The following is a 25855-nucleotide window of genomic DNA, read 5'->3' on the forward strand; positions in this document are numbered from 1 at the left end:
TCGACCTCCGTGACGGGGGGTGGGAAGAGGGGGTGACGCGGCGGGTGGCCCGGGGCCGCGCGGGTGTCAGACGCGGCGGCGCAGCAGCAGGGCCGAGGCCGCGACGAGCAGGAGGGCGAGCCCGCCGAGGAGCACCGTGTCGGTCCACTGGAAGGCCCAGTAGTCGCCCGGGGGGTTGGCCCGGTAGAAGCGGGCGGTGTAGCCGTGCTCGGTCATGCACGCGCGCAGTTCCCGGCCGGAGGGGAAGGCGCAGCTCAGTACGGAGTCGGCGCGTCCGGAGGCGGTGAGCAGGCCGTAGTCGCCGGTGGACCACTTCTCGCCCATCGGCGGCTTGGGTGCCCAGCCCTGGCTGACGTAGCGCCGGGGCGGGACCAGCAGCCGGGCATGGTGGCTCCACTGCACCAGCACCGCGGTCACGGCGGTGGCCAGCAGCGTCCACGCCATCGCGGACAGCACCCGGCGGGCCAGCAGACCGGCGAGGGTGCCCGCCGCCAGGCCGAACAGCGCGGCGGCCACGGCGCTGGGCCCCGAGCCGGTCAGGGCCGTGGCCTCGTACCAGAACACCCCGTAGCTGCGGTCGGCGGCGGGCTCCCGCCACCAGCGGAACAGCAGGACGAGACCGCCCGAGAGGAGCGTGGTGCCCACCGCGGCGAGCGCGAACCGGGCGGTGAACCACTGCCACCGGCTCACGCCCTGGGCCAGCACCATCCGGTGGGTGCCCAGTTCGCGGTCGCGGCCCAGCAGCGGCGCGCCCCAGAACATGCCGATGAGCACGGGCAGGACCATGACGAGCGCCCCGAGCAGCTTCAGCGGTGCCACGTCCAGGGTCAGGGGCAGCCCGTCCTCCGGGCGGGTGCAGTGCAGCGGACCCGGGGCGCAGTGGTCGTACAGGCCGCTGCGCAGGGCGTCCAGCATCGCGGAGCGGTGGTGGACGGCGAGCAGCGCGGCGGCCGCCAGGACGGCGGCGGCGCACAGCAGCAGCACCCGCTGCTGGCGCCAGGCCAGCCACAACGAGCCCTTCACGCCGCCTCCTTCGGGTCCGGGGCGCCGGTGGTGTCCGGGGTGCGGGCGGTCGCCGGGGCGCCGGCCCGCAGACGGGCCAGGAGGATGTCCTCCAGGCCGGGCCGCTCCACCCGCAGCCGGCCCCCCAGCGGACCGCGGGTCCGCACCAGCGCGGTGAGCTGCCGGCCGTGGGCGCTCCGGTGCACCACGGTGTGGCCCGCGAGCGCGGACTCGTCGTCGATGTGCCCGGTGACCAGGGCGTGGGCGTCACGGAGCGCGTCGGCGTCCTCGCTGAGCTCGATCCGGCCGTCCCGCAGCAGCACCACCCAGTCGCAGGTCTGCTCCAGGTCGGGCAGGACGTGCGAGGAGAGCACGATGCTCATCTCGCGCTCGGCCGCCTCCGTCATCAGCGTCGCCATGATCTCCCCGTGCACCACCGGGTCGAGGTCCGCGAGCGGTTCGTCCAGCAGCAGCAGCTCGGGCCGCTTGCCGAGGGCCAGGGCGAGCGCCACCCGGGTGCGCCGGCCCGGCGACAGCTCGCCCACGCGGGCCGTCGGGGAGATGCCGCCCTCGTACGCCACCCGCTCGGCGGTGGCGGAGTCCCACGAGGGGTTCAGCCGGGCGCCCATGCGCAGGGTCCCGGCCACGGTGAGGCGGGGGTACAGGGGCTTCTCCTGGGTCAGCAGGGCGACCCGGGCACGGGCCTCCGCGGTGTCCGGGACGAGGCCCAGCGACCGTATCTCCCCGCAGGTGGGCCGCAGCAGGCCCCCGGCCAGGTGCAGCAGGGTGCTCTTGCCCGCGCCGTTGCGGCCGACCAGGGCGGCGATGCGGCCGCGGGGCACCGTGAGGGCGCAGTCCCGCAGGGCCCACTCGCCGCGCGGCCGGTACCGGAACCGCAGGTCTCCGGCGCGCAGCGCGGCGGGCTCGTCAGGCCCGGTCATATGTCCTCCTCGCGCCGCGCCGGGCGGCCCGGGTCGTGCTCGTGTCGCTCATCTCGCTGGTGCCGTTCGTCTCGTTCCTGTGTGCCGTGGTGTTCCGGCGGCCGGTGCCGCGCGTCCCCCGACCGTTCGTGCTCGTCCAGGGCCGCGGTGACCAGGGCGAGCACGTCGTCCCGGTCCAGCCCGGTCTCCCGGGCCCGGCCGATCCACCGTGCCAGTTCCGCCCGCAGCGGGGAGCCGTCCTCCGCGCCGGGCCGGGCCAGCGACCGCGTCACGAAGGTGCCGAGCCCGCGCCGGGAGCGGACCAGGCCGGCCTGCTCCAGATCGCGGTAGGCGCGGAACACGGTGTTGGGGTTGATGGCGGTGGCGGCGACGACCTCCTTGGCCGTCGGCAGCCTGTCCCCGACCTGGAGGACACCCATGCGCAGCGCCTGTTCGGTCTGCCGCACGATCTGCACATAGGCCGGGACGCCGCTCCGCCGATCGATCCGGTACTCGACCACGTCACCTTCCATGCTTTCATTAATTCATTAGTACAAGCATGAGGAACTGATCTTCGCCTGTCAAACGACGGCGGGGCCCGGACCGCCGGGGCCGCGCCGTCCGTCCGCCGTGCCCGGGGCCCGCCGTCCGGGGCCTGACCCGGGGGAACCCGCCGCCCGGGTCCGTCGATCGGCGCGCGGGCACCGGGAAGGCCCCTCCGCCGGCTGCCGGGGGAGGGGCGCGTGTGCTCGGGGGTGTCCGGCGGCGCCGGGGATCGTGGGCGGTTCCCGGGGCGGTCGTCGTCCCGGGGGCCGTTCACACCGGCATCAGCCGGGTCACCAGGGCGCCGAGCTGCCGGGCGTCACGGCACTCGTGCATCTCCACCAGCGCCGCGTACGCCGGTGCCGCCGAGTCGCCGGTGCCCCACCGGGAGCGCGGCTCGGGGTTGAGCCAGTACACCCGCCGCGCCCGCCCCCTGATCCACCGTACGGCGGCCGTGTTGGGGTCGGTCCTGTTGGTCCGGGCGTCACCGAGCACGAACACCGTCGTGCGCGGGCCGACCGCGTCCCCGAACCGCTCGACGAACTCGCCGAGCGCGAGGCCGTAGTCACTGCTGCCGTGCCGGGAACTGAGCGTCGCCTCCGCCGCGATCCGGGCACCCAGCCCCTCCGGGCCGACGGCCCCGCGCTCCAGCAGACCGGTCACCTCGTCGGTGCGGTTGACGAAGGCGAACACCCGCACCTTCGCGAACTGCTCGTGCAGCGCCCGCACCAGCAGCATCGTGAAGTCCGAGAATCCCGCCACCGATCCCGACACGTCGCAGAGCAGCACCAGTTCGGGCCGCGTCGGCCGCCGCCGTCGCAGCACCGGCCGCATCGGCACCCCGCCCGTCGACAGCGAACCGCGCAGCGTGCGCCGCAGATCGACGGTTCCCCGGTGCGCCCGGCGGCGGGCCGTCAGCCGGGTGGCGAGCTTGCGGGCCAACGGCCGTACCGTGCGGCGCAGTTCATCGAGCTGCGGCCGGCCCGCCTGGAGGAAGTCGACGCGGTCGGGCGTGGGGGCCACCGCCCGGCGGGCGATCTCGCCGGGCCCCCGCCGCTCGGCCGACCGGCGCCGCGCGTCGGCCGCCACCATCCGGCGGAACTCCTCGACGCGGCGCCGGATCTCGTCCTCCAGCAGCCGGTCCGTGAACCCTCCGTCCCCGCCGCGCGCCCGGAGGTCGTCCCGGACCCGGGCGAGCAGGGTCTGCGGGCGCACCCGGTCGAGCGCCTGGTGCGACGACCAGCCGCCGACGCCCGGGGCGGCGGCACCGCCCCCGCCGCCCGTACCGCCGGTGCTCCCGGGAGCGGGCGCGCCGCCGGGCGCGCCGTGGCCGCCGAACTCCGCGACCGCCCGCGCGGCCAACTGTTCCAGCACTGCCCGGTCGTTGTCGGCGAGTGCCGCGGCGAGCCGGTCGCGCAGTGCCTCCCGGCCGCCCGGTGGCGGCTCGGTCCCGGCCGCCGGACCGCCCACCGCGCGCGGGAAGTAGAGGTCGAAGACGGGGTCGAAGACCCGCCGCTGCCCGGCGGTGTGCAGCAGCGTCGCCGCCAGCCCCTCCCGCAGCAGCTCCCGGTCCGCCATGCCCAGCTCCGCCACGGCCCGCGCCGCGTCCACGCTCTCCCCGGTGCCGATCCGGAAGCCGTGCGCGCGCAACGCCGCCACCAGGGACGTCAGCCGCCCCGCGACCTCCCCGGCCGGGTCCCCGCCGGCCGCGCCGTCGGTCACAGCGCGTCCAGATCGAGCCCGGCCGTCGCCCGTACCACGTCCTCCTGGTGCTTGAGGACGACGCCGAGGGTGTCCCGTACGAGGCCCTCGTCGAGCGTTCCGGCGCCGAGCGCCAGCAGGGTGCGGGCCCAGTCGATGGTCTCGGCCACCGACGGCGCCTTCCGCAGGTCCATCGCGCGCAGCGCGCCCACCACCCGCACCAGTGCGGCGGCGAGGGTCTCGTCGAGCCCCGGCACCCGGGTCCGCACGATCCGCCGCTCCAGCTCCTCGTCGGGGAAGTCCAGGTGGAGGAAGAGGCAGCGGCGGCGCAGTGCCTCCGACAGCTCGCGGCTCGCGTTGGAGGTGAGCACCACGAAGGGGCGGCGGGTCGCGGTGATCGTGCCCAGTTCCGGGACGGTCACCTGGAAGTCGCCGAGCACCTCCAGCAGCAGCCCCTCCACCTCGATGTCGGCCTTGTCGGTCTCGTCGACCAGCAGGACCTTGGGGTCGTCGCCGCGGATCGCGGTCAGCAGCGGCCGGGCCAGCAGGAACTCCTCGCCGAAGATGTCCGTCCGGGTCTCGTCCCAGCTCTCGTCGCGTCCGGCGCTGATCCGCAGCAACTGCTTGGCGTGGTTCCACTCGTACAGCGCCCGGGACTCGTCGACGCCCTCGTAGCACTGGAGCCGCACCAGCCGGGCGCCGCCGACCCGGGCGACGGCCTTGGCGAGTTCGGTCTTGCCGACCCCGGCCGGCCCCTCCACCAGCAGCGGCTTGCCCAGCCGGGCGGCGAGGAACACCGCCGTGGCGACGGACGGCGAGGCCAGGTATCCGGTCCCGGCGAGCCGGTCGCGGACATCGTCGACGGAAGTGAACACCGGGACCTCCAGCACGGGACGGACTCGCCAACGGGTCCTATCCAAGCGCTTGTTCAGGCTCGCTGTCACGTGGTCGGCGCGGAAGCCCCCACCGCCCGCACCGCCCCCGCCGCCCGCACCGCCGGGCCGCGCGGGGCCCGCCGGACCGTCACCGGGTTGGCGCCCGGCGTCAGGACCGCCGAGAGCGACACCACGGCCGGCCGGACACCGGGGAACCGGCCCCGGCACCACACCGTCGGCGCGGACCATGGTGAACGGCACCACCCCCGCCGGCGCGGCCACCGCGCCCGCGCCGGTGCCGTGCGTGCACCCGGGTCGCCCCGGTCAGCCGGAGTGACTCGGAGTGGGGCCGGGGCCTGCGGCGACCGGTTCCGGGCGCGCGGCATCGCCGTCACCCTCCGTGACGGCGTCCACCCTGTGCGGCGCACGGCTCCCGGCACTACGCCTGCACCGGCGCCGCGCACGGGGCGCGGAACCCGTCCCGGGGGTGGTGCCGGACCACCCTCCCGGCCGGGATCCGGGGCTCCAGAGGGCCTGCCGGGGCACTTGCCGGGAACGGTGCTCCGCACGATCCGCCGTCCCGGCCGTCGGGGGCCGCAGGGCCATGTGCTGAACTGGGGCACGCACCGAAGATTCACCCGTACCATCCGTCCCTCCCGGGAGCCCCTCTTGAGCGTCAGCTACCGCCAGCCCGGCGTCGTCCTCACCGACCGCCGGTTCACCGTCCCCCTCGACCACGACGACCCGGCCGGGGAGACGATCGAACTCTTCGCCCGCGAGGTCGTCGCGAGCGACCGGGCCCACCGGGACGACCTGCCGTGGCTGCTCTACCTCCAGGGCGGCCCCGGATTCGGGGCGAATCGTTTCGTCGGCCGTCCGGCCTGGCTCGGCCGGGCCCTGGAGGAGTTCCGCGTACTCCTCCTCGACCAGCGCGGCACCGGCGCCTCCACCCCCGCCAACCGGCAGACCCTCCCGCTCCGCGGCGGCCCCGCCGAGCAGGCCGAACACCTCGCCCTCTTCCGCGCCGACTCCATCGTCCGCGACTGCGAGGCCGTCCGTCCCCAGGTGACCGGCGGCGCCCCGTGGACCGTCCTCGGCCAGAGCTTCGGCGGCTTCTGCACCCTCACCTACCTGTCCCTGGCGCCCGAGGGCCTGGAGACCGCCCTGATCACCGGCGGGCTGCCCTCCCTGGACGCCCACGCGGACGACGTCTACCGGGCCGCCTACCCGCGCGTCGCCCGCAAGGTCGCCGCGCACTACCACCGCTACCCCCAGGACGTGGAGCGCGCCCGCCGCATCGCGGAACACCTGCTCACCCACGACGTGGTCCTGCCCGGCGGCTACCGGCTCACCGCGCAGGCCTTCCAGTCCCTCGGCCTCATGCTCGGCAGCGGCGACGGCAGCCACCGCCTCCACTTCCTCCTGGAGGACGCCTTCGTGCGCGCCCCCGGGGGAAGTGAGCTGTCCGACTCCTTCCAGGAGCAGGTCCGGGCCCTCCTCTCGTTCGCGGGCAACCCCCTGTACGCCCTCGTCCACGAGGCCATCTACGGCCAGGACTCCCGCCCCACCGCCTGGGCCGCCGAACGGGTCCGCGCCGAGTTCCCCGGCTTCGACGCCGAGCGGACCCTCGCCGGGGACGCGCCGCTCCTGTTCACCGGCGAGACGATCCACCCCTGGATGTTCGACTGCGACCCGGCCCTGCGCCCGCTGCGCGAGACCGCCGAACTGCTCGCCGCCCGCACCGGCTGGACCCCCCTGTACGACCCCGCCCGCCTCGCCGCCAACGAGGTGCCAGCCGCCGCGGCCGTCTACCACGACGACATGTACGTCGAGACGTCCCACTCGCTGGCCACCGCCCGCGCCGTGCGGGGACTGCGCACCTGGGTCACCGACGAGTTCGAGCACGACGGCGTCCGCACCGGTGGCCCCCGTGTCCTGGACCGGCTCCTCGCGCTCGCCCGCGACGAGGTCTGAACCGGCGGCCGGACGGGACCGCCGGGCGCGCCCGGCGCTTTCCCCCGTCCGGCCCACGGCACCCCCCTGTGACCGCCCCCGGCGGCGAGCTCACCGGGAGCGGTGCCGCGGGCACCGGTTACTGTGCGGACATGACCGAGCCGACGCCCCCGCAACTCGATCCCCTGCCCGGCGACTGGCAGCGCGCCCTGGCCGTCGTCGCCCACCCGGACGACCTGGAGTACGGCTGCTCCGCCGCCGTCGCCGCCTGGACCGACGAGGGCCGCGAGGTCTCCTACCTCCTCGTGACCCGTGGCGAGGCGGGCATCGACACCCTTCCGCCCGCCGAGTGCGGCCCCCTGCGCGAGCGCGAGCAGCGGGCCGCCGCCGCCGAGGTCGGCGTGGACCGGGTCGAGTTCCTGGACCACGCGGACGGTGTCGTCGCCTACGGCACGGAGCTGCGCCGCGACATCGCCGCCGCGATCCGCCGCCACCGACCCGAGCTGGTCCTCACCCTCAACCACCGCGACACCTGGGGCGGCGTCGCCTGGAACACCCCGGACCACGTCGCGGTCGGCCGCGCCACGCTCGACGCGGCGGCCGACGCCGGCAACCGCTGGATCTTCCCCGAACTGGCCGAGCGGGGCCTCGACCCGTGGGACGGGGTCCGCTGGGTCGCCGTCGCGGGCTCCAGCGCCCCCACGCACGCCGTGGACGCGAGCCGGGGCCTGGAGCGCGGTGTGCGCTCCCTGCTGGCGCACCGCACCTACATCGAGGTCCTGACCGACGAGGACCCGGAGACCTACGCCCGCGGCTTCCTCCTGGGCGCCACCGAGGAGGCCGGACGGCGCTTCGGCGGCCGGCCCGCGGTCTCCTTCGAACTCTTCCCCCGGTGACCGCCGTGAGCGACGAGACCCTGCTCGCGGAGCGCTTCGAGGAGCACCGCGGACGGCTCCGGGCGGTCGCCCACCGCATGCTCGGCTCGCCCTCGGAGGCGGAGGACGCCGTCCAGGAGGCATGGCTGCGGCTGCGCCGCACGGACACCGGCGCCCTCGCGAGCCTCGGCGCCTGGCTCACCACCGTCACCGGCCGGATCTGCCTGGACCTGCTGCGCTCGCGCGCCGCCCGCCGCGAGCAGCCGATCGACGACACCTTCGTGCCCGACCCCGTGCTCCGCCCCCTCGCCCCCGCCGATCCGGAGCAGGAGGCCCTGCGCAACGACTCGGTGGGCGTCGCGCTGCTGGTCGTGCTGGAGAGCCTGGCCCCCGACGAACGGCTCGCCTTCGTCCTGCACGACATGTTCGCCGTGCCCTTCGACGACATCGCTCCCGTCGTGGAGCGCAGCCCGGCCGCCACCCGGCAACTGGCCTCGCGCGCCCGCCGCCGGGTCAGGGACGCGGGCCCGCCGCCCGACCCGGACCTCGGCCGCCAGCGCCGGGCCCTCGACGCCTTCCAGTCCGCCGCGCGCACCGGTGACTTCGAGGCGCTGGTCGCCGTCCTCCACCCCGACGTGGTGCTGCGGGCCGACGCGGGCGCCCTGGTCCGCGGCGCCGCCGGGTCCAAGACGCTGCGCGGCGCGCGGACCGTGGCCGGATCGGCACTGCTGTTCGCCCGCTACAACGCGGTGGCCCGCCGGATCGTGGTCAACGACTCGCTGGGCCTGCTCAGCGTCGTCGACGGCCGGATCGGATCGGTCCTCACCCTCACCGTCACCGACGGTCTCATCACCGGCATATACGTCCTCGCCGACCCGGACCGCCTGGCCCGCCTGGAGGTGCCCGCCGAGCGCGGCTGAACCGTCCGGGCACGGGTGGCCCCCGTGCCCGGGGCCGACCCCCCGTTCCCTATGCTGAACACCATGGGAGAACAGGGGGCCGCCCCGGCGGAACTGCGCGGCGACTGCGCCCGGTGCTACGGACTGTGCTGCGTGGCGCTGCCGTTCGCCGCCTCGGCCGACTTCGCGGTGGACAAGGCGGCCGGGACGCCCTGCCGCAACCTGCGCGCGGACAGCCGGTGCGGCATCCACACCGTGCTGCGCCGCGAGGGCTTCAGCGGCTGCACCGTCTACGACTGCTTCGGCGCCGGGCAGCGGGTCTCGCGGGACACCTTCGGTGGACAGGACTGGCGCACCGGCCCGCCCGGACACGCCCGCAGCATGTTCGACGTCTTCCCCGTCGTCCGCCAACTGCACGAACTGCTCTGGTACCTGACCGAGGCACTGGCCGTGCCCGCAGCCCGCTCCCTCCACGCCGAACTGCGCGGCCTGCGGGACGACACCGAGCGGCTCGCCGCCGGGACCCCCGCGGAACTGACCGCCCTGGACGTGCCCGCCCACCGGCAGCGGGTCAACGTGCTGCTGCTGCGCACCAGCGAGCTGGCCCGGCCGGACGCGCGGGGCAGGAAGAAGAACCGCCGCCACGCCGACCTGCTGGGCGCCCGCCTCAGAGGTGCCGACCTGCGGGGCGCCGATCTGCGCGGCGCCTGCCTGATCGCCGCCGACCTCACCGGCGCGGACCTGCGGGGCGCCGACCTGATCGGCGCGGACCTGCGCGACGCCGATCTGACCGACGCCGATCTGACCGGCGCGCTCTTCCTGACCCAGCCGCAGGTCACCGCCGCCCGGGGCGGCGCGGGGACCCGGCTGCCCGGGGCGGTCGAGCGCCCCGCCCACTGGACCGGGCGCCCCTGACCCGCCGCCCGCGCCCGCCGCCCCTGCCCCGGCGCCCGCCGCCCGGGCCCCGCTCCCGTCCCGGGCCCCGTTCCCGCGCCGGGCCCCGTTCCCGCGCCGGGCCCCGTTCCCGCGCCGGGCCCCGTTCCCGCGCCGGGCCCCGTTCCCGCGCCGGGCCCCGCGTGGTCCCGGCCGTGTGCCGGACCGGTCCCGCCGGGCCGTGACGGGCGGTGCCGCTCCGTTCGCCGGGCCGGTGCCCGGCCGGCCCCCGTGCGCATCCCGCCGGGCACCGCCTCGCGATGACGCTGCCGTCATGCGCCGTCCGACGCGCACGCCCGGTGCAGCCGTGCGCCCCTCCACGCGTCGAAAGGCCCCTCCGGGATCACCGGTTCCGGTTGGCGTGCACCGCGATCTCCGCTAAGTTAGGCAAGCCTTACCTAAAGAACTTGATGACGGAGGTTGGGGATGGGCGAGAACGACACCTGGACGGCCGCGCCCGCCGCGGCGGAGCAGGCCCGCTCCGTGCTCGCCGCCGCGTGGTCCTGCGCGGTGACCGCCGAGTGCGGCCGCGAGGAGTTCGTCGGCGCGCACACCGTGGCCGACGACGGCCGGGTGCTGCTGCGGGTGCCGGAGGACAGCCCCCTCGTCACCGCCGCGATCTGCGCCCCGCGCGGGGAGCCGTCCGCCGTGCTGGAGTTCGCCGACGTGGCCCCCGTTCCGGTGCGGCGCCGGGTCCGGGCCCGGCTCTGGCTGGTCGGCTGGCTGGCCGCCGAGGACGGGCACCTCGCCTTCCGGACGACCCGGGTGGTGCTGCGCCGGGCCTCCGGCGCCGTGGTCGTCGACGCCGACGAGTTCGCCGCCGCCGAACCCGACCCCCTCGCCCTGGCCGAGGCCGCGCTGCTGACCCATCTCGCCGACTGCCACGGCGAGGCGGTGGAGCGGCTCACCCGACTCGTCGACGCCCGCAGCCTGCACGGGGCGGTGCGGGTCCGTCCGCTCGCCGTCGACCGCCACGGGCTGACGCTGCGCGTCGAACGCGCCCGCGCCCACGGTGACGTACGGCTCCCCTTCCACGCCCCCGCCGACAGCGCCGCCCAGCTCACCGAGCGGATGCACGTGCTGCTCACCCAGGCGGACGCCGCCTCCTGCCACCGTGCCCGGCAGCACCACCGCCCGGAGCGCGGCCATCGCTGAGCCCGGCGGGAGCCGCCCCGCGCACCGGCCGCGCCCGGCCGGGCCTACCAGTCGCCGTCCTCCACCGGGGAGCCGGGGGCCTTGAGCCGGTGCACCTGGTGCGGTGCGGGCGACTGCCAGGGCTGGTGGTCGTCGCCGAGCCAGTCCCCGACCGGCTGGACGTCCGTGAGCGGCCCGGCCGGTGGGAGGTCCCGGGCGTCCTCGTCGTCGTAGGCGTACCAGGGCAGCCCGGCCCGGGTGTACGCCGCGCGGTCCGCGGGGGAGGGCGGTGCCACCTCGCCGGTGATCCGCCGCCACTGCGGGGGCGTCACCAGATGGACGAAGACCCGGCCCGCCGGGGCGTCCGCCCAGTGCTCCGCCGGACGCTCGTCCCGGTACACCTCCTGGCGCATGGTGCCGCCGACGCCCAGCCCCATCGCGGGCGCGGCCGGACCACCGGACGGCGGCGGGGAACCCGGTGCCGCGGGAGCCGCCATGGGCGCCATGCCCGGGGGAGGGGGGCCGGCGGCGAGGGCACCGCGGGCGCGCGGCGACCGGGCCAGTCGGCGCTGCGCCGCGCGCCAGCGCTCCCGTTCCCCCTCGTTGAGCGTGAAGGACTGCAACTGCACGCCGCCCCACACCTCCTCGCCGGTCACCTGGCCCTCGACGGTCGCCCCCAGCCCCAGCGGCACCGCCACGAACTGGCGGACCGTGCCCTTCCCGGAGTTGATGCCGTCCAGCCAGGGCTGCCGGGGGAGGACCACGTAGTTCTGCGGATCACGGCGGAGCCGGTCGCTCCAGGGGCGGCCCGAGACCGCGCACACCTTGCCCACCCCGACCTGGAGCGCGGCCGGTTCCGTCGTGCCGGCGAAACTCAGCCACATCGCCTCGCGCAGGTACATCGGCACCATCACCCCGCCGCGCGCCCGCCACTCCGGCGGCACGGTGTCGGCATGGTCCGCGACCCGGCGGACCGGGAACTCGCCGAGTCCCGGCGGCAGCGCGTACGTGCCCGCCTCGGGCAGCCGCAGCGTGCGGATGAACCGCACCGACACCCCTCCCGGCAGGCGCAGCCCGTTCCCCTCGATCCGCACCGTACTGTCGCTCATCCCTCTGGCCCCCTGTCATCCCGTTGCGTACCGGACGCGCCGTGCCCGCCGGACCACCGTGCCGCGACTGACGTGACTGACGCGTCGTCCGGCGCCCGTGCGTCCGGACGGGGCGCACGGGGACGTGTCCGCGGCGGGACGGCCCGCCGTTCGTGCCGTGCGGCCCTCGCCGCGGCACGCTTCCTCACCGAGAACGAGTTCCCCGGGTGCCGCGGTTCCCCCTCCGCGGCAGACGGTCGCGCAGACCGGTCAGCCGGGGCCGGCGGTCGCGCTGCTCGCGGGTGTGCCGGTCCAGTTCCTCCAGCAGCCGGCGCGAGCGGTGCTCGGTGTCCATCTCGTCGATGATCCGGTCCACCTCGGCCAGCACCGCGCCCTGCAACTGCCACTGGCGGGGCTCGCGCCGGATCTCCGCCAGCAGCATCTCGGCCAGCCGGTTCCGGGTGGCCGTGGCCTGCCGCAGCTCGGCGGTGAGCCGGTCCTCCGCGGACTCGGCGTTGGTGCTGGCACTGCTGGTCACCAGCACCGAGAAGCTGACCACGGCGTCCGCGACCTCCGACAGCAGCCGCTCGATGACGGCTCCCGTCTCCCGGGAGAACAGCGGCTCCGGCTCGCGCTCGCGGGCCAGGTCGGTCAGGCTCCGGGCCAGGACGCGCAGCACGACGGTGCAGATCTCCAGGGTGTCCAGCCCGGTGCGCAGCACGACCCGGTTCAGCAGCCCCTCGCGGACCCGGGGGTTGAGGCGGAGGCTGTCCTCGGCCTGCCGCAGGTCCTCATCGACCCGCGCGATGTCGTGGTCCAGCCGCCGCGCCTCGTGCAACCGTTCGGCGGCCTCGTGGTGCGCGGTGCGGCCGGCCGCCTGCTCGCCCATCCGAAGCAGCAACTGCCGGACCCTGCGCGCCAGTTCCTCGATGGAACCGGCGGCCTGGTCGACCCAGACCGGAGGGGCGAGGACGAGGTTGAAGGCCAGCCCGACGGCCGCCCCGATCAGCGTCTCCACCACCCGCACCCAGGCCAGAGTCCCGTGCGCGGTCACTCCGAGCACCAGCATCGCGCTGATCGCCACCTCGGCGACGAACTCGTCCGCCCGCACCAGATGGCCCACGCCCAGCGAGGCCACGATCACCAGGGCGAGGCTCCACCAGCTCAGCCCCACCACCGCGCTGAACGCGATCGCCACCAGGACCCCGGCGACGACGGCGTTGACCCTGCGGACGCCGGTCTTGAGCGTGGCGTACAGGGTGACCTGCACGACCAGGAGCGCGGTGAGGGGAGCGGTGAGCGGCGCCGCCTCGGGGCTGATCCGCAGCGCGATCACATAGGCGATGGACGCGGCGGCGGCCGAACGCAGGGCCTGGACGACCGTGGGGTCCCGGTGCCAGGCGACCAGGCGTGCGGCGGACGCGGCGGCCCGGCGTGCATCCAGCATCCTCGGGCGGTTCCCTTCCCCCGGCGCGTCGAACAGATCCGGACAGGAAGGTATCCGGCCGGGGGCGGCGGGGACCGCTCACGCGCCGCACGGCGCCGGACGTGTCGTGCCCCGGCACCGGGTACCGGCGCCCGGGGCGGTCGGTGCCGGAGGGACGGGACGGCCGGCGGGAGGAAGCCCCGTACGGGGCTCTCGGGTGCCGGGAGCCGCGGGGTGGGGGCGTCTGCCGTCAGGCGGTGACCTTGGCGAGGAAGGCGGAGAGGTGCTCCATCGCGCGGGCGACCTGCTCCTCCAGGGTGAGACTCTCCTCGTAGCGGGCACCGCTCTGGGAGACCTTCTTGCCCCGCAGATACAGGGAGCAGGCCAGGTCGGTGCACATGTAGAGACCGACCGAGTTGCCCTCGCGCCCGGCCGGCCCCGCCTTGCGGGCCGTCATCAGCGAGACGCCGCCCCGGGGATGGCCGGTCAGGCACAGGGAGCACAGGCTGCGCTGGAAGAATCCGCGCTGCCCCTGCTGGAAGCGCATCGTCACACCGGTCAGGGTGTCCCCGAGCTCGGTGACCAGATAGCTACGGTCCGGTGCCCCCGGGTCGCGCCAGCCCAGGAAGTCCAGGTCGCCCCACGGCAGCGCGTCCAGGTCGCGGGGGACCGCGACGCGCTTGGCCTCGCCCTTCGAGCAGTTGACGAAGGACGCGCGGATCTCCTGCTCGGTGAGTGTTCTCATGGGGGACTCCGGTGGTGCGGCCGGCGCCGGAGGGAGCCGTCGCCGGAACTCAGGCTTCCTGGGTTCCTGCGTAGCGTAGGGACCCGGCGGGTGGCGGGGCCAACGGTTTTTCCGGTGCGGGTCGGCGCGCGTCGGCGCGGGCCGCCGCCGGGGCTCCAGTGGTGCGAGCCGGGGTCCGCTCCGGCGTCCCGGCCCAGGCCTCCCCTGCCCGGCAATCCCCGCGCGAGGTCCCGTAGGTGGCTCATTCCATGGATTAAGGGCAAAGGGAAGTCGCACATGACGGCCCGTCGGATGTATGTTTCAGCCCGGGACCCTACGGAGGAGCTACATGGCGGGGCGGAACGGGCGCACGGTACGCGACCTCAGAAGGGCCAACCGTACGGCCGTACTGCAACGGCTCTACTTCGACGGACCGCTCAGCCGCTTCGAACTGGGCCCGGCGACCGGGCTCAGCTCCGGCTCCGTGAGCAACGTCGTCGCCGATCTGATCGCGGACGACCTGGTCGAGGAGGCCGGCAGCGTCGACTCCGACGGCGGCAGACCCCGCACCCTGCTGAGGGTGGCACCGGGCAGCGGTCACATGATCGGCGTGGACATCGGCGAGACCCGGGTGCGCGTCGAACTCTTCGACCTCACCCTGACCGAACTCGCCCGCGCCGAACGCCCGGTGCCCCAGCCCCGCCACGACGTGGCCGCCACCGTCGGCCATGTCGACGACGGCATCCGCGAGGTGCTGCGCGCCGCCGGACTCCCGCCCGAGCGGCTGCTCGGCGTGGGGATCGGCGTGCCCGGCATCGTCGAGCGGACCCCGGACCGCGGTGCCGTCGTCCACGGGCAGACCATCGGCTGGGACGCGGTCCCGCTGGAGTCCCTGCTGCGCGCCCGCTCGGCGCTGCCCGACTCCGTCCCGTACCTGATGGACAACGGCGTCCGGACCGTCGGGCAGGCCGAGATGTGGTTCGGCGCCGGGCGCGGCGCCCGCAACGCGGCCGTCGTCCTGCTCGGCTCCGGCGTCGGCGCCTCCCTCGTCAGCCCCGAGGTCGAGGAGGGCCGGGCGGTCGAGTGGGGGCACCTGACGGTGCGGGTCAGGGGCCGCCGCTGCCGTTGCGGCGCGCTCGGCTGCCTGGAGGCGTACGCGGGCGCCGCCTCGCTGCTGGCCCGCTGGCGGGAGGCGGGCGGCGCGGTGCCCGAGGGCGCCGACGAGGAGACCGCCCTGGACGCGTTGCTCGCCGCGGCCCATCCGGACGACGACCGCCCGGCCGACCCCGTCGCGCTCGCCGTCCTGGAGGAGACCGCCGAGTACCTGGGTGCCGGCCTTTCCGACCTGGTCAACCTCTTCCAGCCGGAGCGCATCCTGATCGGCGGCTGGGCCGGGCTGCGGCTCGGCGCCCGCTTCCTGCCCGCCGTGCGCCGCCACGCCGTCTCCTACGCGCTGCGCCACCCCGCCGGGAACGTCACGGTGGACCTGGGACGGCTCGGCCCCGACGCCGTCACCGTCGGCGCGGCGATCCTGCCCCTGGCCGAGTTCTTCGCCCGGGGCGGCAGGCGCCCCGAGCCCGCGCCGGAGAGCCCGCTCCCGGCCTGGCGCACCGCCCTGGAGGAGCGCACCCCCCGCTGAGGCGCGGCGGACACCGCGCGGCCGGGTTTCGCGGGACGGCGCGCGGGCTACCCGGTTCCGTCGGACACCCGGCAGGACCGCGGAAGGAGAGCGCCGTGAACGATCACCGAGCCGGAGGCACCGGACGGCGGGGCGCGCCCGGAAGGCGCGGCGCCCCCGTCCCCCGGGACATGCCCGACCAGCAGGCCGACGGCCCCGAGGACCCGTGGGACGTCCCCCCGGCCCGCGCCTCCCGCGGTGGCGGCGGACCCGGCGGGCGACGGCCGCGGAGGGACGGCGGCGGGAGCGGGGGCGCCGACCGTGGGAGTTCCGGCGCGGAGCGCGGCCGGAGCCGCGCGGAGGACGGGACGGACCCGGCGGACGACGTTCCCGACACCGACGAGGCGGGCACCGGCCGCCGGGGGGCGCCGCGGTCCGACGCCGTGCGCCCCGGGCACCCGGTCCCCGACGAGTCCCCCGGCTGAGCGTCCGGCGGGAGTCCCCACGGGCGTCGCGGGGCGTTGACGCCCCGCTCCCGCGGGGACCCGGCTGCGCCTTGGTGCCCCGGTATGCGCGCACCTCTTGCCGCACACGTGTGTCCCGGACCGGACTCCGAAGGCTCCGTCGGGCGCCCGACGATGTGCGTCCCAGTGGTCCCGGCTCGCGCCCGGCGGCACCGGCGGGACGCCGCCCGGCGGGTGTGTGCCGCCCCGCGCCTGCCCGCGACGGCCCCTCGCGGGCGAGGACGGCGCCACGGGCCGGCAACCGGGCAGGCCCCTGTCGGGCGTTCCCTCTTCCCGCCGCCCGTATCGGCGGCGCGGGACGTAGTGCACGCGGCGGGGCAGGAAGAAGCCCCCGGCGGGGCGGGGGCTCGGGGGAGAGCCCCGGCCGGACGGGGGGATCACGGCCGGGGCGGTCTTCGGGTGGACGCGAAGGGCGGTCGCCTCTCGGCGGGGGGCTCCACGGGGCTTCAGCCGAACGATCGTCCCCGTGGGCGGAAGATGTGGCCCGAGGTCACAGTTCCCTCCGCGCCCACGTCCTGTTCAACGGTGCGGCGTCGGCCGGTGTTCCACCTTCTGCCATGTTTCGCGGTGATAGGCGTCACTCGCCCTGTTTCACCACATCCGGCCGGTGGCCAGGCGGCTTCCGGCGGCGCGGTGCGCCGGCACGGACCGGTCCGGCCCCGCCACGAAGCCGGCCGGGTCAGGGCCCCGACCCGGCCCCGGCCCCGGTCGTGGTCACGGTTCGTTCCCGGCGCCCGCGACGGAGGCGAGTGCCGGCGGTGGTGGCGACGGCCGGGTGCGCGGCCCGGAGCGGCGGTTCGCTCGGCTCCGTCGCGAGCACCGGTGCTCCAACGGTCTGCCGCCCCCGGCCGGGGACCCGCGTCGGCGCACCTCTGCCCGGCGGGACGGCGGGCAGGCGGGCCGGTCGGCGTACGGCTCCACGGCCGCGCGGGTGAGGGTGCCCGGCGGTGGGGCGTCGGCCCTTCCCGGTCGCGACCGACGGGCGGCCGCCCGGCCGGGGCGCCGCGTGACGGCCCCACGGCCCGGCGGACGGCGCGCCCCGGCGCACCCATCAGCCCCCGCGTGCCCCGACCGGCGCCGGACGGCCGGGGACGGCCGGGGACGGCGCGGCGCGGGGTGCCGGGCGGGGGAGCGGCCCCGGATCAGCCGCCCGCCGCCACCCGCGTCGGAAGCCGCCCCTCGCGCGTCCAGGCGAGCAGCTCCGGTGCCGTCCAGGTGGTCACCACCCGCTCGGCGGGGACGCCGCACTCCTCGGCCCGGGCACACCCCAGCGACTGCCAGTCCAGCTGGCCCGGCGCGTGCGCGTCGGTGTCGACGGAGAACAGCACCCCCGCCGCCACCGCCCTGCGCAGCAGCCGCCGGGGCGGGTCCAGCCGCTCGGGCCTGCTGTTGATCTCCACGGCGGTGCCCGACTCCGCGCAGGCCGCGAACACGGCGTCCGCGTCGAACCGCGACTCCGGCCGCTCCCGCCCCGACAGCAGCCGCCCGGTGCAGTGCCCGAGGACGTCCGCGTGCGGATCGCGTACGGCCGCCACCATGCGGCGGGTCATCGCCGCCGCGTCCATCCGCAGCTTGGAGTGGACGGAGACGACGACCACGTCGAGCCGGTCCAGCAGCCCGGGCTCCTGGTCGAGCGAACCGTCGTCGAGGATGTCGCACTCGATGCCGGTCAGCAGCCGGAACGGCGCCCAGGCCTCGTTCAGCCGCGCCACCACGTCCAACTGCTCGCGGAGCCGCTCGGGCGACAGCCCGCGGGCCACCGTCAGCCGGGGCGAGTGGTCGGTCAGCGCCGCCCACTCGTGCCCCAGCGCCGCCGCGGTGCGTCCCATCTCCTCGATCGGACTTCCTCCGTCGGACCAGTCGGAGTGCAGGTGGCAGTCGCCGCGCAGCAGCGCCCGCAGTTCCCCGCCGCCCTCCGCGAGCGGGCCGGCGGTCTCCCCGCGCAGCCGCTCCAGATAGTCGGGGACCCGCCCTTCCAGGGCCTCGTGCGCCACCCGCGCCGTCTTGGGGCCGACGCCCCGCAGCGCCTCCAGTTGCCCGCCCTGCGCCCGGCGCCGCAGCTCGCCCTCGGGCAGGGCCGCCAGCACCCGGGCGGCGGTGCGGAACGCCTTGACGCGGTACGTCGGCGCCTGCGACCGCTCCAGCAGGAAGGCGATCCGCTCCAGCGCCTCGACGGGGTCCATCGGCGCCTCCTCCTCGCTGTCGGCCCCTCCAGGGTTCCCCAGGGTCCGGTCCGCCGCACGGCGGCCCGGAAGCGGACGGCCCGGACCGACGGTCCGGCCCACGGGTACCCGGGTGAGCCCCGCGTCGCCGGCACCGGCCCCCGGAGGACATTCGCCGGGCCGGGGGCGGGGGTCGCGGCCTACCCTCGATGCATGACCGAAATCGCGAGCCCGCACATCAACAGTCCGCGGATTCTCGTGCTCGGGGTGCAGCCGGGCACACCGCCGTTCCGGATCGTGGAGATCGACGGAGAGGTGGTCGGCGAGGCCAGGACCGTGATCGACGTCCTGGAGGCCGCGGCGGCGTTCGGGATCAGGGTCCACGACCTCGACGACCCGGCCGTGGTCCGCTGGGTCGGCGGCGACAAGTTCACCTGGACGCCGCGCTGAGGCCGGTCCGACGATTCCCGCCCGCCGCCCGCCGCCCGCCGCCCGCCGCCCGCCGCTCGCCGCCCGCCGCTCGCCGCCCGCCGCCCGCCGCTCGCCGCCCGCCGCCCGCCGCGCGGCGCCATGCACGCACTCCCGCCGCACTGGCCCCAGCCCCGAGTACGGTCCCGTACGAAGTCCCGGGGCCGGCGCGCTGACAGCACGCACCTGACGCCGCGCGGCCCTGCGGGCGACGACGGCCATGGTCGGACAGACCCCACTCCCGCACCTTCGGAGTGCGCCCGGGGGCGCGGGGCACCGGCGCACGGGTCCGAGGCGCCGCGCCGCCACCCGCCGACGCTCCGCGTCGGCCCCTCCTCCGCCGTCCGCGCCTCCTCGTCCACCGGTTCCCCGCCCGGACGGCCCGGAACGCACCGCCGCCGGGCGCGGCCGGAGCGGACCGGGGGCCGGGCCGTGCCCCGCTCGTCCGCCGGAGCCGTGCCACCCGCGCGCCGGAGCGCTCCGGGCCGGTGCCCGGCGCGTTCGCCGTGCCCGCCGCGTACCGGCCGGAGGCCCGTACCGCGCGGGCGGGTCCCGCACCGCGGTGACGGGCCCGGTGCCCGGGGTGCGGGACCCGGGCCGGTTCCCGTCCGGCCCGGTGCCGGGCGTGCTCCCCGGGCGCCGACGCCCGGCGGGCGCCGTCCGCCCGGGGCCCGCGCCCCTCCTCACCGGCGGACCCGCCGCGCGTGCACCGCCCGGCTCATCCGCCGTCCGAGGAGCAGATAGCCGAGCAGCGCCCCGGCGCTGTTGAGGATCACGTCGTCGATGTCGAAGGCGCGCCCGGTGATCAGCACCCCCTGGGCGCACTCCACCAGCAGCATCACCCCGGTGGTCAGCAGCAGGACCCGCAGCGTGCCCCGGGTCCGGGGCGCCACGACGGGCATCAGCACCCCGAACGGCACCCCCAGCAGCAGGTTGCCGCCGATCTGCTTGACGGCGTCCCGCAGTGCGGGCCGGTCCAGATAGGCCCGCAGGGAGGCGCCCGGACGCAGATTGGTGTGCGTCAGCGCCTCCGAGGCGGGGGAGGGCCGCAGCGTCAACTGCGCCAGCACCACGGCGAACGCCACCATGAAGGCGAGCGCGCACACCATGGCCAGCAGGCGCAGCGGCAGCGGCAGCGGGCGCCGTCCGGCGTGCGATGCCGGGGCGGCGGCCCGGGCGCGGCGGGCGCGCAGGGGATGCGGCAGAGAGAGGGAGCGTGAGACGGCACGAGCCATGGGATCGGTCCTCCGGTCGTCGGCTTCCCCGCGTGAGGAGGCGGTTACCCCGCGAACCGCCCGGGATGCCGCACGCCCGTGCCGTACCCCGCCCCGGATGCCACCCGCACCCGTCCCCACGGTCCGGGCCGGCGCGACCGGTACGGAGCGCGGAGGAGTCGCGGTCGCGAACGGGACCGTTCACCCGACGGTCGGCCGGAGGCCCGTGAGGCGGCCGGACATCCCGGTCGCCGGGCGGCCGGTGCCGCTCAGCGCGCCGGGCGGCCGTCCTCCGTTCCGAGCGCGTCGAGGGCGTCCCGGCGGGTGGGCAGCGGGGGCAGCAGCCGTGTCAGCCCGGTGATCCGCAGCATGCGCAGCGTCAGCGGGTGCGCGCACACCAGCGCCACCCGGCCGCCCCGGTCCAGCACCCGGCGGCGGGCCCGGTAGAGCAGCCGCAGCCCGGAGCAGTCGAAGAACTCGACGCCGCCGAGATCGATCACGACGAGCGCGCCGGGGCGCCCCGTCTCCCGGTCCAGGTACGGACCTATTTCGGTCGCGGTCGAAATGTCGATCTCGCCGCGCAGCGCCAGCACGATGTGTCCGCCGTCACGGCAGACCGTCAAATGCCGGGTGAGCGACACGGAATCCTGCCGCACTGCGCCATCGCCTCCAGCCGGTGACCCGTCGCGGACAGCGGGTCGCGGGCACCCCGAAGAGGCCCCAACACCCTTTCCGCTTCAGCAAGTTACCCCCGAAGCACAGAATTTGAGCATGGTCGGGCGGCATGTGTCACCGAACTCTCACGGCCGGTCCCGAGGGGGCCCGGCCGGGGCGACCCAGAGTGACGGGATACTTACTTGTCCCGGACCCCGCATTTGATCTTTTCGACTGTGCAACCGATAAGCTCCGGGAAGGCGCCGCGAGTTGGTACGGCCTTGCCGGGCCGATCCGCGGCGCGTACTCATGAGTGCGAATCCGTTCACACCCCCGTCCGATCGTTCGCTTCGAAGGATGCACATGGAACTCGCCACTCCGCCATCGGCGGCGCGGCCCCCTGTCGCCTGGTACAGCTGGTGGCTCATGCCACTGGGTATGGGAGGCGGGACGGTCGCCGCCACGTTCATGAGCGCGGAACGGATAACCACCGCCGTCGCGGGTGCCGCGGTCACGGTGGCCGGGGCGCTCTGCGTGCGCCTGCTGCTCCGCACCCGCGCCCAGCTCAGCCGGGTCGAGGACGGGCACCGCTCCGGCCAGGCCGAGCACGCCCAGCAGTGGCAGCAGCACGTCTCCGGCCTGGAACGCACGTTCGCCGCCGAGCGCGCCGCCCTGGAGGCCCAGCTCGCCGAGCGGACCGAGACCCTGGAGAGCCGGCTCGCCGAGCGCGCGCAGACCCATGAGAACCAGCTCGCCCAGCACACCCGCACCTGCGAGGAGCGGCTGACCGAGCAGTCCGCGGCCTACGAGGCCCGGCTCGCCGAGCAGGCCGAGGCGTGGCAGGAGCAGCTGAACCGGCAGCTCGCCGCCGTGTCCCGGCTCGCCGACGAACAACTGCCCGAGGCCATGCGGCAGCTGCGCGAGGGCGACGCGATCGACGACATCCTGCCCCTGCTGGAGCACAGCGCAGGGGTCGGCGCCGAACTCCAGGCCGGACTGCGCAGGGTCCTGAGGACGGCGCTCATCGGCATCGAGGCCGAACTCGACCGCTCCACCTCCGCCGAACAGGCCGTCATCGGCGTCGGCAACCGCATCCACGTCCTCACCAGCAAGCTGCGCGGCCGACTGCACGAGATGCAGGGCGAGCACGGCCGGCTGCCCGCCGTCGCCCAGGGACTGATGGAACTCGACCAGGCCATCGGCCCCGCCGACTGCCTCGCCGCCAGCATCGGCGTGCTCGGCGGCTCGGACCGGCCCGGCCGTCAGTGGCAGGAGCCGCAGCGGCTGCTCAGCGTGGCGCGCGGCGGTATCGGCCGCATCAAGGACTTCCACCGCGTCCAGCTCCGGCACCTGCCCGAACTCGGCGTCGACGGCGGTCTGGTGGACCACCTCACGCTGATCTTCGCCCATCTCCTGGACAACGCGGCCCGCTACTCGCCGCCGACCGAGCCGGTGATCGTCTCCGGCAAGGAGGTGCCCAACGGCGTCGGCATCGAGATCCAGGACTCCGGCAAGGGCCTGAGCGAGGAGAAGAAGCGCGAGGCCGAGCACGCCCTCGCGGGCACCTCGCCCGGCGCGGGCCTCGGCGGCATCTCCGAGGACGCCAACATCGGTCTGCGGGTGGTCGGCATCCTCGCCCGCCGCTACGGCATCCGCGTCACCTTCGCCGACTCGCCCTGGCTCGGCACCTCCGTGGTGGTCGTCGTACCACACAAGTACTTCAGTCCGCTGGCGTCCTCGGCCACCGCCCCGGCCGCCACCGAGAGCCCGGCGGTCGCCGCCGCCCTGGCCGCGACGGAGATCCCGGCGGTGCCGCCCGCGCGGCCCGCCGCCGTCCCCGTCCAGCAGGCACCGGCCGCTCAGGCCCAGGCCGCCCCGGAATCCGCCCCGGCCACCGCCGGGGAGGCCGGGGAGACCACCCCGGGCGGACTGCCCCGCCGCCGCAGCAGGCGCGCGGAGCAGGACACCGGCAACGGGACCGGCCGCCCGGCCGGGGAGAGCCGCAGGCCGGCCGTCCCCGCCGTGCCGCCGGACGCCTCCTTCGCCGGTCTCGCCGCCTTCGCCACCGCGGGGCGCGAGCCCGGCGGGGCGGCAGGCCCCTCCACGACGCCCTGGGCCGGCGACGACCGCGACCCGACCACCGGTGGCCCCTCCACCGAGCACCGCACTGAAGAAGGCGACTAGTCCCCATGACGACGCACCAGGGAACCGACGTGAGCTGGGCGCTCCGCGACCTTGTGGAGAGCATCCAGGAGATCCGCTTCGCGCTCGTGGCCTCCAGCGACGGCAAGGCCATCACCGCCTACGGCGCCGAGGACCCCGACGACGTGGACCGCTTCGCCGCCGTGGTGGCGGGACTGCAGGCACTGGCCCAGCCGGTCGCGGAGCAGTTCCCCCAGCACGCGGGGCAACTGCGGCTGGCGATGATCGAGGTCGACGGCGGTCACCTCTTCGTCGTCCGCGCTGGCGTCGAGACCTATCTGGGCGTGCTCGCCCGGGAGGGCCTCGACCAGGGCCTGCTCGGCCACCAGATGCGCGACCTGGCCCGGCGCATGGGCGAACTGCTCGGCACCACGCCGCGCCTCGACGAGCACTCTGGATGAACGACCCCCGCCGACCGTCCGACCCGTCCGGTCTCGAGCGTTACTACGTCCTCACCGGAGGACGCAGCGGACCGGGCGGTGCGGCCTCCACCCTCGACGTGGCGACCCTGGTGGTCGCCCGCGCCGCCGCTTTACCGGGCATGCAGCACGAGCACGAGGAGATCCTCCGCCGCTGCCGCGAACCGCTGTCGGTGGCCGAGCTCGGCGCGCACCTCCAACTGCCGTTCAACATTCTCGCGGTGCTGCTGTCCGACCTGCTCCAGGCGGGCCGTGTGGAAGCCCGTGACCCCATCCCGGCCCACGACGCCGGACGCGGGCCCGACCTCGCGCTCCTTGAGGAGGTACTCAGTGGACTTCAAAGGCTTTGACCGCCCCGGGCAGCCGGCGTCCGGGGCGACCCGTTCGGTGAAAGTGATGATCGCCGGCGGCTTCGGAACGGGGAAGACGACCATGGTCCGCTCGGTCAGCGACATCCGGCCGTTGACCACGGAGGAGACCCTCACCCAGGCCAGCGCCGGCGACGACCGGCTGATCGGCGTCGCCGACAAGACGCAGACCACCGTCAGCCTCGACTTCGGCAAGATCGGTCTCAACGACTCGCTGATGCTCTACCTGTTCGGCACCCCGGGCCAGGAGCGCTTCTGGTTCCTGTGGAACGGCCTGTTCAAGGGTGCCCTCGGCGCCATCGTCCTGGTGGACACCCGGCGGCTGGCCTCCAGCTTCCGGGCCATCGAGGAGATGGAGCGGCAGAAGGTGCCCTTCGTGATAGCGCTCAACGTCTTCCCCGACTCCCAGGAGTACCCGGTGGACGAGATCCGCGATGCCCTGGACATCTCCCCCCACACCCCCGTCGTCTCCTTCGACGCCCGTGACCGGGCCGCCAGCCGCGATGTGCTGGTCGCCCTGATCAAGCATCTGAAGGACCGCTCGGCCGTCGCCCTGGAGACCCGATGAACGAGCAGAACGCGCAGCCCGCGCCCGGCGGCTGCCCCGTCGCGCACGGTGAGGCGGCCTTCCGGCTCTACGGACCCGACGTGGCGACCGACCCGTACGAGGTCTACGCCCGGCTGCGCAAGGAGCACGGAGCCGTCGCGCCGATCCGGCTGGAGGGCGACGTACCCGCCTGGCTGGTGCTCGGCTACCGGGAGAACCGGCGGGTGCTGGACAACCCCCGCCAGTTCAGCCGGGACGCCCGGATCTGGCGGGACTGGCGGGAGGGCCGCATCGCGGACACCTCGCCGCTGGTGCCGATGCTGGCCTGGCGCCCCGACTGCGTCTCGCAGGACGGCGAACCCCATCGCAGGCTGCGCGGCGCCGTCACCGACGGGCTGCTCGCCGCGACCGGGCGCGGGGTGCGGCGCCACGCCACCCACTTCGCCAACCGGCAGATCGACGCCTTCGCCGCCACCGGCCGCGCCGATCTCGTCGCCCAGTACACCGAGTACCTGCCGATGCTCGTGCTCACCCGCATCCTGGGCCTGCCCGCGGCCGAGGGCCGCCGTCTGGTCGAGTCCAGCGCGCAGGTACTGCGCGGCGGCGAGGACGCCGTCGAGCACAACGACCGGATCGTGCGCATCCTCGGCGACCTGGCCGAGCGCAAGCGCGCCGAGCCGGGGCCCGACTTCACCACCGCGCTGATCCAGCACCCCGCCGGGCTCGACGCCGACGAGGTCGTCAGCCATCTGCGCCTGGTGCTGATCGCCGCCCACACCACCACCAGCAACGTGCTGGCCCGGGTGCTGCAACTGGTCCTCACCGACACCGACCGGCTCTCCGGTCTGATCAGCGGGGAGCTGAACGTCACGGGTGTGGTGGCGGAGGTCATGTGGGACTCGCCGCCACTGGCCGTCATGCCCGGCCGGTTCGCCACCGGTGACCTGGAACTGGGCGGCCGGCGCATCCAGGAGGGCGACCTGCTCGTCCTCGGCCTGGCCCCCGGCAACCATGACCCCGAGGTCCGCCCCGACGCCTCCGCGGCCCTCCAGGGCAACTCCTCGCACCTGGCCTTCAGCGCGGGGCCCCACGAGTGCCCCGGGCAGAACATCGGCCAGGCCATCATCGAGACCGGTGTCGACGTCCTGCTGCACCGCCTGCCCGGCCTGCGGCTGGCCGTCCCCCCGGCCGACCTCACCTCCACCGCCTCCACCTGGGAGTCGCGGCTGGACCGCCTCCCGGTCGAGTTCCCGGTCTAGGGTCCTTCCCCCTCCGGTCCGCGCGGGGAGTCCGCCGGGGCCGGTGCGCGTGCCGTCGCCGTCACCCCGGCGGCGCTCCGCGTCGGCCCCTTCCGCGCCCGCCCGTCTCCCTCCCGCTCCCGCTCCGGCGGGCCGCTCGCGGGGTGGCCGGGCGCGGGGCCCTCCAGCCCGGTCGGCCGAGCCCGTCAGCCGAGCCGGATCACCCGAGGCCCGAGGCCCGAGGCGCGGCGCCCGCTCGCGAGGCGGTCGCGGGACGGGCGCCCGGACGGCGGTCGGAACCGTCCGGGCACGGCCGCGCAGGACTCGGGGCCGCCCTCCGGCCGAGGTGCGGCGGCGCCCCCCGGGCG

General features: G+C 75.9%; 23 protein-coding genes. 12 read left to right on the forward strand and 11 right to left on the reverse strand.

What is annotated here, in order from left to right:
- Positions 1–66: 66 nt before the first annotated feature.
- From GTY84_RS01695 to GTY84_RS01715, 5 genes are all read right to left on the reverse strand, one after another.
- The gene (locus GTY84_RS01695) at positions 67–1023 is read right to left on the reverse strand and encodes a transporter (RefSeq protein ID WP_161224203.1); all 957 of its coding nucleotides are present in this window, start codon (positions 1021–1023) and stop codon (positions 67–69) included.
- Complete coding sequence (locus tag GTY84_RS01700) at positions 1020–1943, reverse strand: ABC transporter ATP-binding protein (RefSeq protein WP_161224204.1); 924 nt, start codon at positions 1941–1943, stop codon at positions 1020–1022. Before GTY84_RS01700 ends, GTY84_RS01695 begins: the two co-directional genes overlap by 4 nt.
- A complete protein-coding gene (locus GTY84_RS01705; protein ID WP_161224205.1) occupies positions 1940–2455 on the reverse strand; it encodes a GntR family transcriptional regulator in 516 nt (171 codons plus the stop codon). Before GTY84_RS01705 ends, GTY84_RS01700 begins: the two co-directional genes overlap by 4 nt.
- 283 nt (positions 2456–2738) lie before the next feature.
- Entirely contained in the window at positions 2739–4187 is a 1449-nt protein-coding gene (locus GTY84_RS01710; RefSeq protein WP_161224206.1) for a VWA domain-containing protein, read from the reverse strand.
- On the reverse strand, positions 4184–5041 hold the full coding sequence (locus GTY84_RS01715) for a MoxR family ATPase (protein ID WP_161224207.1): 858 nt from the start codon (positions 5039–5041) through the stop codon (positions 4184–4186). Before GTY84_RS01715 ends, GTY84_RS01710 begins: the two co-directional genes overlap by 4 nt.
- Before the next feature lie 669 nt (positions 5042–5710).
- Between GTY84_RS01715 and GTY84_RS01720 the strand changes: the two genes are divergently transcribed.
- The 5 genes from GTY84_RS01720 to GTY84_RS01740 all read left to right on the forward strand — a co-directional run bounded on the left by GTY84_RS01720 (position 5711) and on the right by GTY84_RS01740 (position 10856).
- Positions 5711–7015 (forward strand): alpha/beta fold hydrolase, encoded by a 1305-nt coding sequence (locus tag GTY84_RS01720; RefSeq protein ID WP_161224208.1) that lies wholly within the window; start codon positions 5711–5713, stop codon positions 7013–7015.
- Between the two features lie 131 nt (positions 7016–7146).
- Positions 7147–7890 carry a PIG-L deacetylase family protein gene (locus GTY84_RS01725; RefSeq protein WP_161224209.1) on the forward strand — a complete coding sequence of 248 codons (744 nt, stop codon included), beginning with the start codon at positions 7147–7149 and terminating at the stop codon, positions 7888–7890.
- On the forward strand, positions 7887–8789 hold the full coding sequence (locus tag GTY84_RS01730) for a sigma-70 family RNA polymerase sigma factor (protein ID WP_161224210.1): 903 nt from the start codon (positions 7887–7889) through the stop codon (positions 8787–8789). Before GTY84_RS01725 ends, GTY84_RS01730 begins: the two co-directional genes overlap by 4 nt.
- Positions 8790–8840: 51 nt before the next feature.
- Positions 8841–9683 (forward strand): pentapeptide repeat-containing protein, encoded by an 843-nt coding sequence (locus GTY84_RS01735; RefSeq protein WP_161224211.1) that lies wholly within the window; start codon positions 8841–8843, stop codon positions 9681–9683.
- A 444-nt stretch (positions 9684–10127) separates the two neighbouring features.
- The gene (locus GTY84_RS01740; protein ID WP_161224212.1) at positions 10128–10856 is read left to right on the forward strand and encodes a DUF2470 domain-containing protein; all 729 of its coding nucleotides are present in this window, start codon (positions 10128–10130) and stop codon (positions 10854–10856) included.
- Positions 10857–10900: 44 nt separating this feature from the next.
- Here the strand turns inward: GTY84_RS01740 and GTY84_RS01745 are convergent, their stop codons facing one another.
- The 3 genes from GTY84_RS01745 to GTY84_RS01755 all read right to left on the reverse strand — a co-directional run bounded on the left by GTY84_RS01745 (position 10901) and on the right by GTY84_RS01755 (position 14094).
- The gene (locus GTY84_RS01745; RefSeq protein WP_161224213.1) at positions 10901–11944 is read right to left on the reverse strand and encodes a hypothetical protein; all 1044 of its coding nucleotides are present in this window, start codon (positions 11942–11944) and stop codon (positions 10901–10903) included.
- Positions 11945–12128: 184 nt separating this feature from the next.
- Positions 12129–13370: an FUSC family protein gene (locus GTY84_RS01750; protein WP_161224214.1), complete on the reverse strand. Its 1242-nt coding sequence runs from the start codon at positions 13368–13370 to the stop codon at positions 12129–12131.
- Positions 13371–13599: 229 nt separating this feature from the next.
- A complete protein-coding gene (locus GTY84_RS01755; protein ID WP_161224215.1) occupies positions 13600–14094 on the reverse strand; it encodes an FBP domain-containing protein in 495 nt (164 codons plus the stop codon).
- A 328-nt stretch (positions 14095–14422) separates the two neighbouring features.
- Here GTY84_RS01755 and GTY84_RS01760 point away from each other — a divergent pair, with 328 nt between their 5' ends.
- The gene (locus GTY84_RS01760) at positions 14423–15712 is read left to right on the forward strand and encodes an ROK family protein (RefSeq protein ID WP_161224216.1); all 1290 of its coding nucleotides are present in this window, start codon (positions 14423–14425) and stop codon (positions 15710–15712) included.
- Positions 15713–17357: 1645 nt separating this feature from the next.
- Here the strand turns inward: GTY84_RS01760 and GTY84_RS01765 are convergent.
- The gene (locus GTY84_RS01765; RefSeq protein ID WP_161224217.1) at positions 17358–18398 is read right to left on the reverse strand and encodes a PHP domain-containing protein; all 1041 of its coding nucleotides are present in this window, start codon (positions 18396–18398) and stop codon (positions 17358–17360) included.
- A 192-nt stretch (positions 18399–18590) separates the two neighbouring features.
- Between GTY84_RS01765 and GTY84_RS01770 the strand changes: the two genes are divergently transcribed.
- Positions 18591–18827, forward strand: a complete 237-nt coding sequence (locus GTY84_RS01770) for a hypothetical protein (RefSeq protein ID WP_161224218.1) — start codon at positions 18591–18593, stop codon at positions 18825–18827.
- 701 nt (positions 18828–19528) lie between these two features.
- On the opposite strand, the gene GTY84_RS01775 is transcribed toward GTY84_RS01770, so the two are convergent.
- Positions 19529–20080 (reverse strand): VanZ family protein, encoded by a 552-nt coding sequence (locus GTY84_RS01775; RefSeq protein WP_161224219.1) that lies wholly within the window; start codon positions 20078–20080, stop codon positions 19529–19531.
- Positions 20081–20328: 248 nt separating this feature from the next.
- Positions 20329–20715 carry an anti-sigma factor antagonist gene (locus tag GTY84_RS01780; protein WP_161224220.1) on the reverse strand — a complete coding sequence of 129 codons (387 nt, stop codon included), beginning with the start codon at positions 20713–20715 and terminating at the stop codon, positions 20329–20331.
- Between the two features lie 361 nt (positions 20716–21076).
- On the opposite strand from GTY84_RS01780, the gene GTY84_RS01785 reads away from it, so the two are divergent.
- From GTY84_RS01785 to GTY84_RS01805, 5 genes are read left to right on the forward strand one after another with little or no spacing between them, the layout of a single operon-like run.
- On the forward strand, positions 21077–22897 hold the full coding sequence (locus GTY84_RS01785; RefSeq protein ID WP_161224221.1) for an ATP-binding protein: 1821 nt from the start codon (positions 21077–21079) through the stop codon (positions 22895–22897).
- A gap of 5 nt (positions 22898–22902) precedes the next feature.
- The gene (locus tag GTY84_RS01790) at positions 22903–23316 is read left to right on the forward strand and encodes a roadblock/LC7 domain-containing protein (protein WP_161224222.1); all 414 of its coding nucleotides are present in this window, start codon (positions 22903–22905) and stop codon (positions 23314–23316) included.
- A complete protein-coding gene (locus tag GTY84_RS01795) occupies positions 23313–23684 on the forward strand; it encodes a DUF742 domain-containing protein (RefSeq protein WP_161224223.1) in 372 nt (123 codons plus the stop codon). The genes GTY84_RS01790 and GTY84_RS01795 overlap by 4 nt, the downstream gene beginning before the upstream one ends.
- Positions 23665–24270 carry an ATP/GTP-binding protein gene (locus GTY84_RS01800; protein ID WP_161224224.1) on the forward strand — a complete coding sequence of 202 codons (606 nt, stop codon included), beginning with the start codon at positions 23665–23667 and terminating at the stop codon, positions 24268–24270. Before GTY84_RS01795 ends, GTY84_RS01800 begins: the two co-directional genes overlap by 20 nt.
- A complete protein-coding gene (locus GTY84_RS01805) occupies positions 24267–25508 on the forward strand; it encodes a cytochrome P450 (RefSeq protein ID WP_161224225.1) in 1242 nt (413 codons plus the stop codon). Before GTY84_RS01800 ends, GTY84_RS01805 begins: the two co-directional genes overlap by 4 nt.
- Positions 25509–25855: the final 347 nt, after the last annotated feature.

The organism is Streptomyces sp. SID8352 (genome assembly GCF_009862265.1).
Lineage (GTDB): Bacteria > Actinomycetota > Actinomycetes > Streptomycetales > Streptomycetaceae > Streptomyces.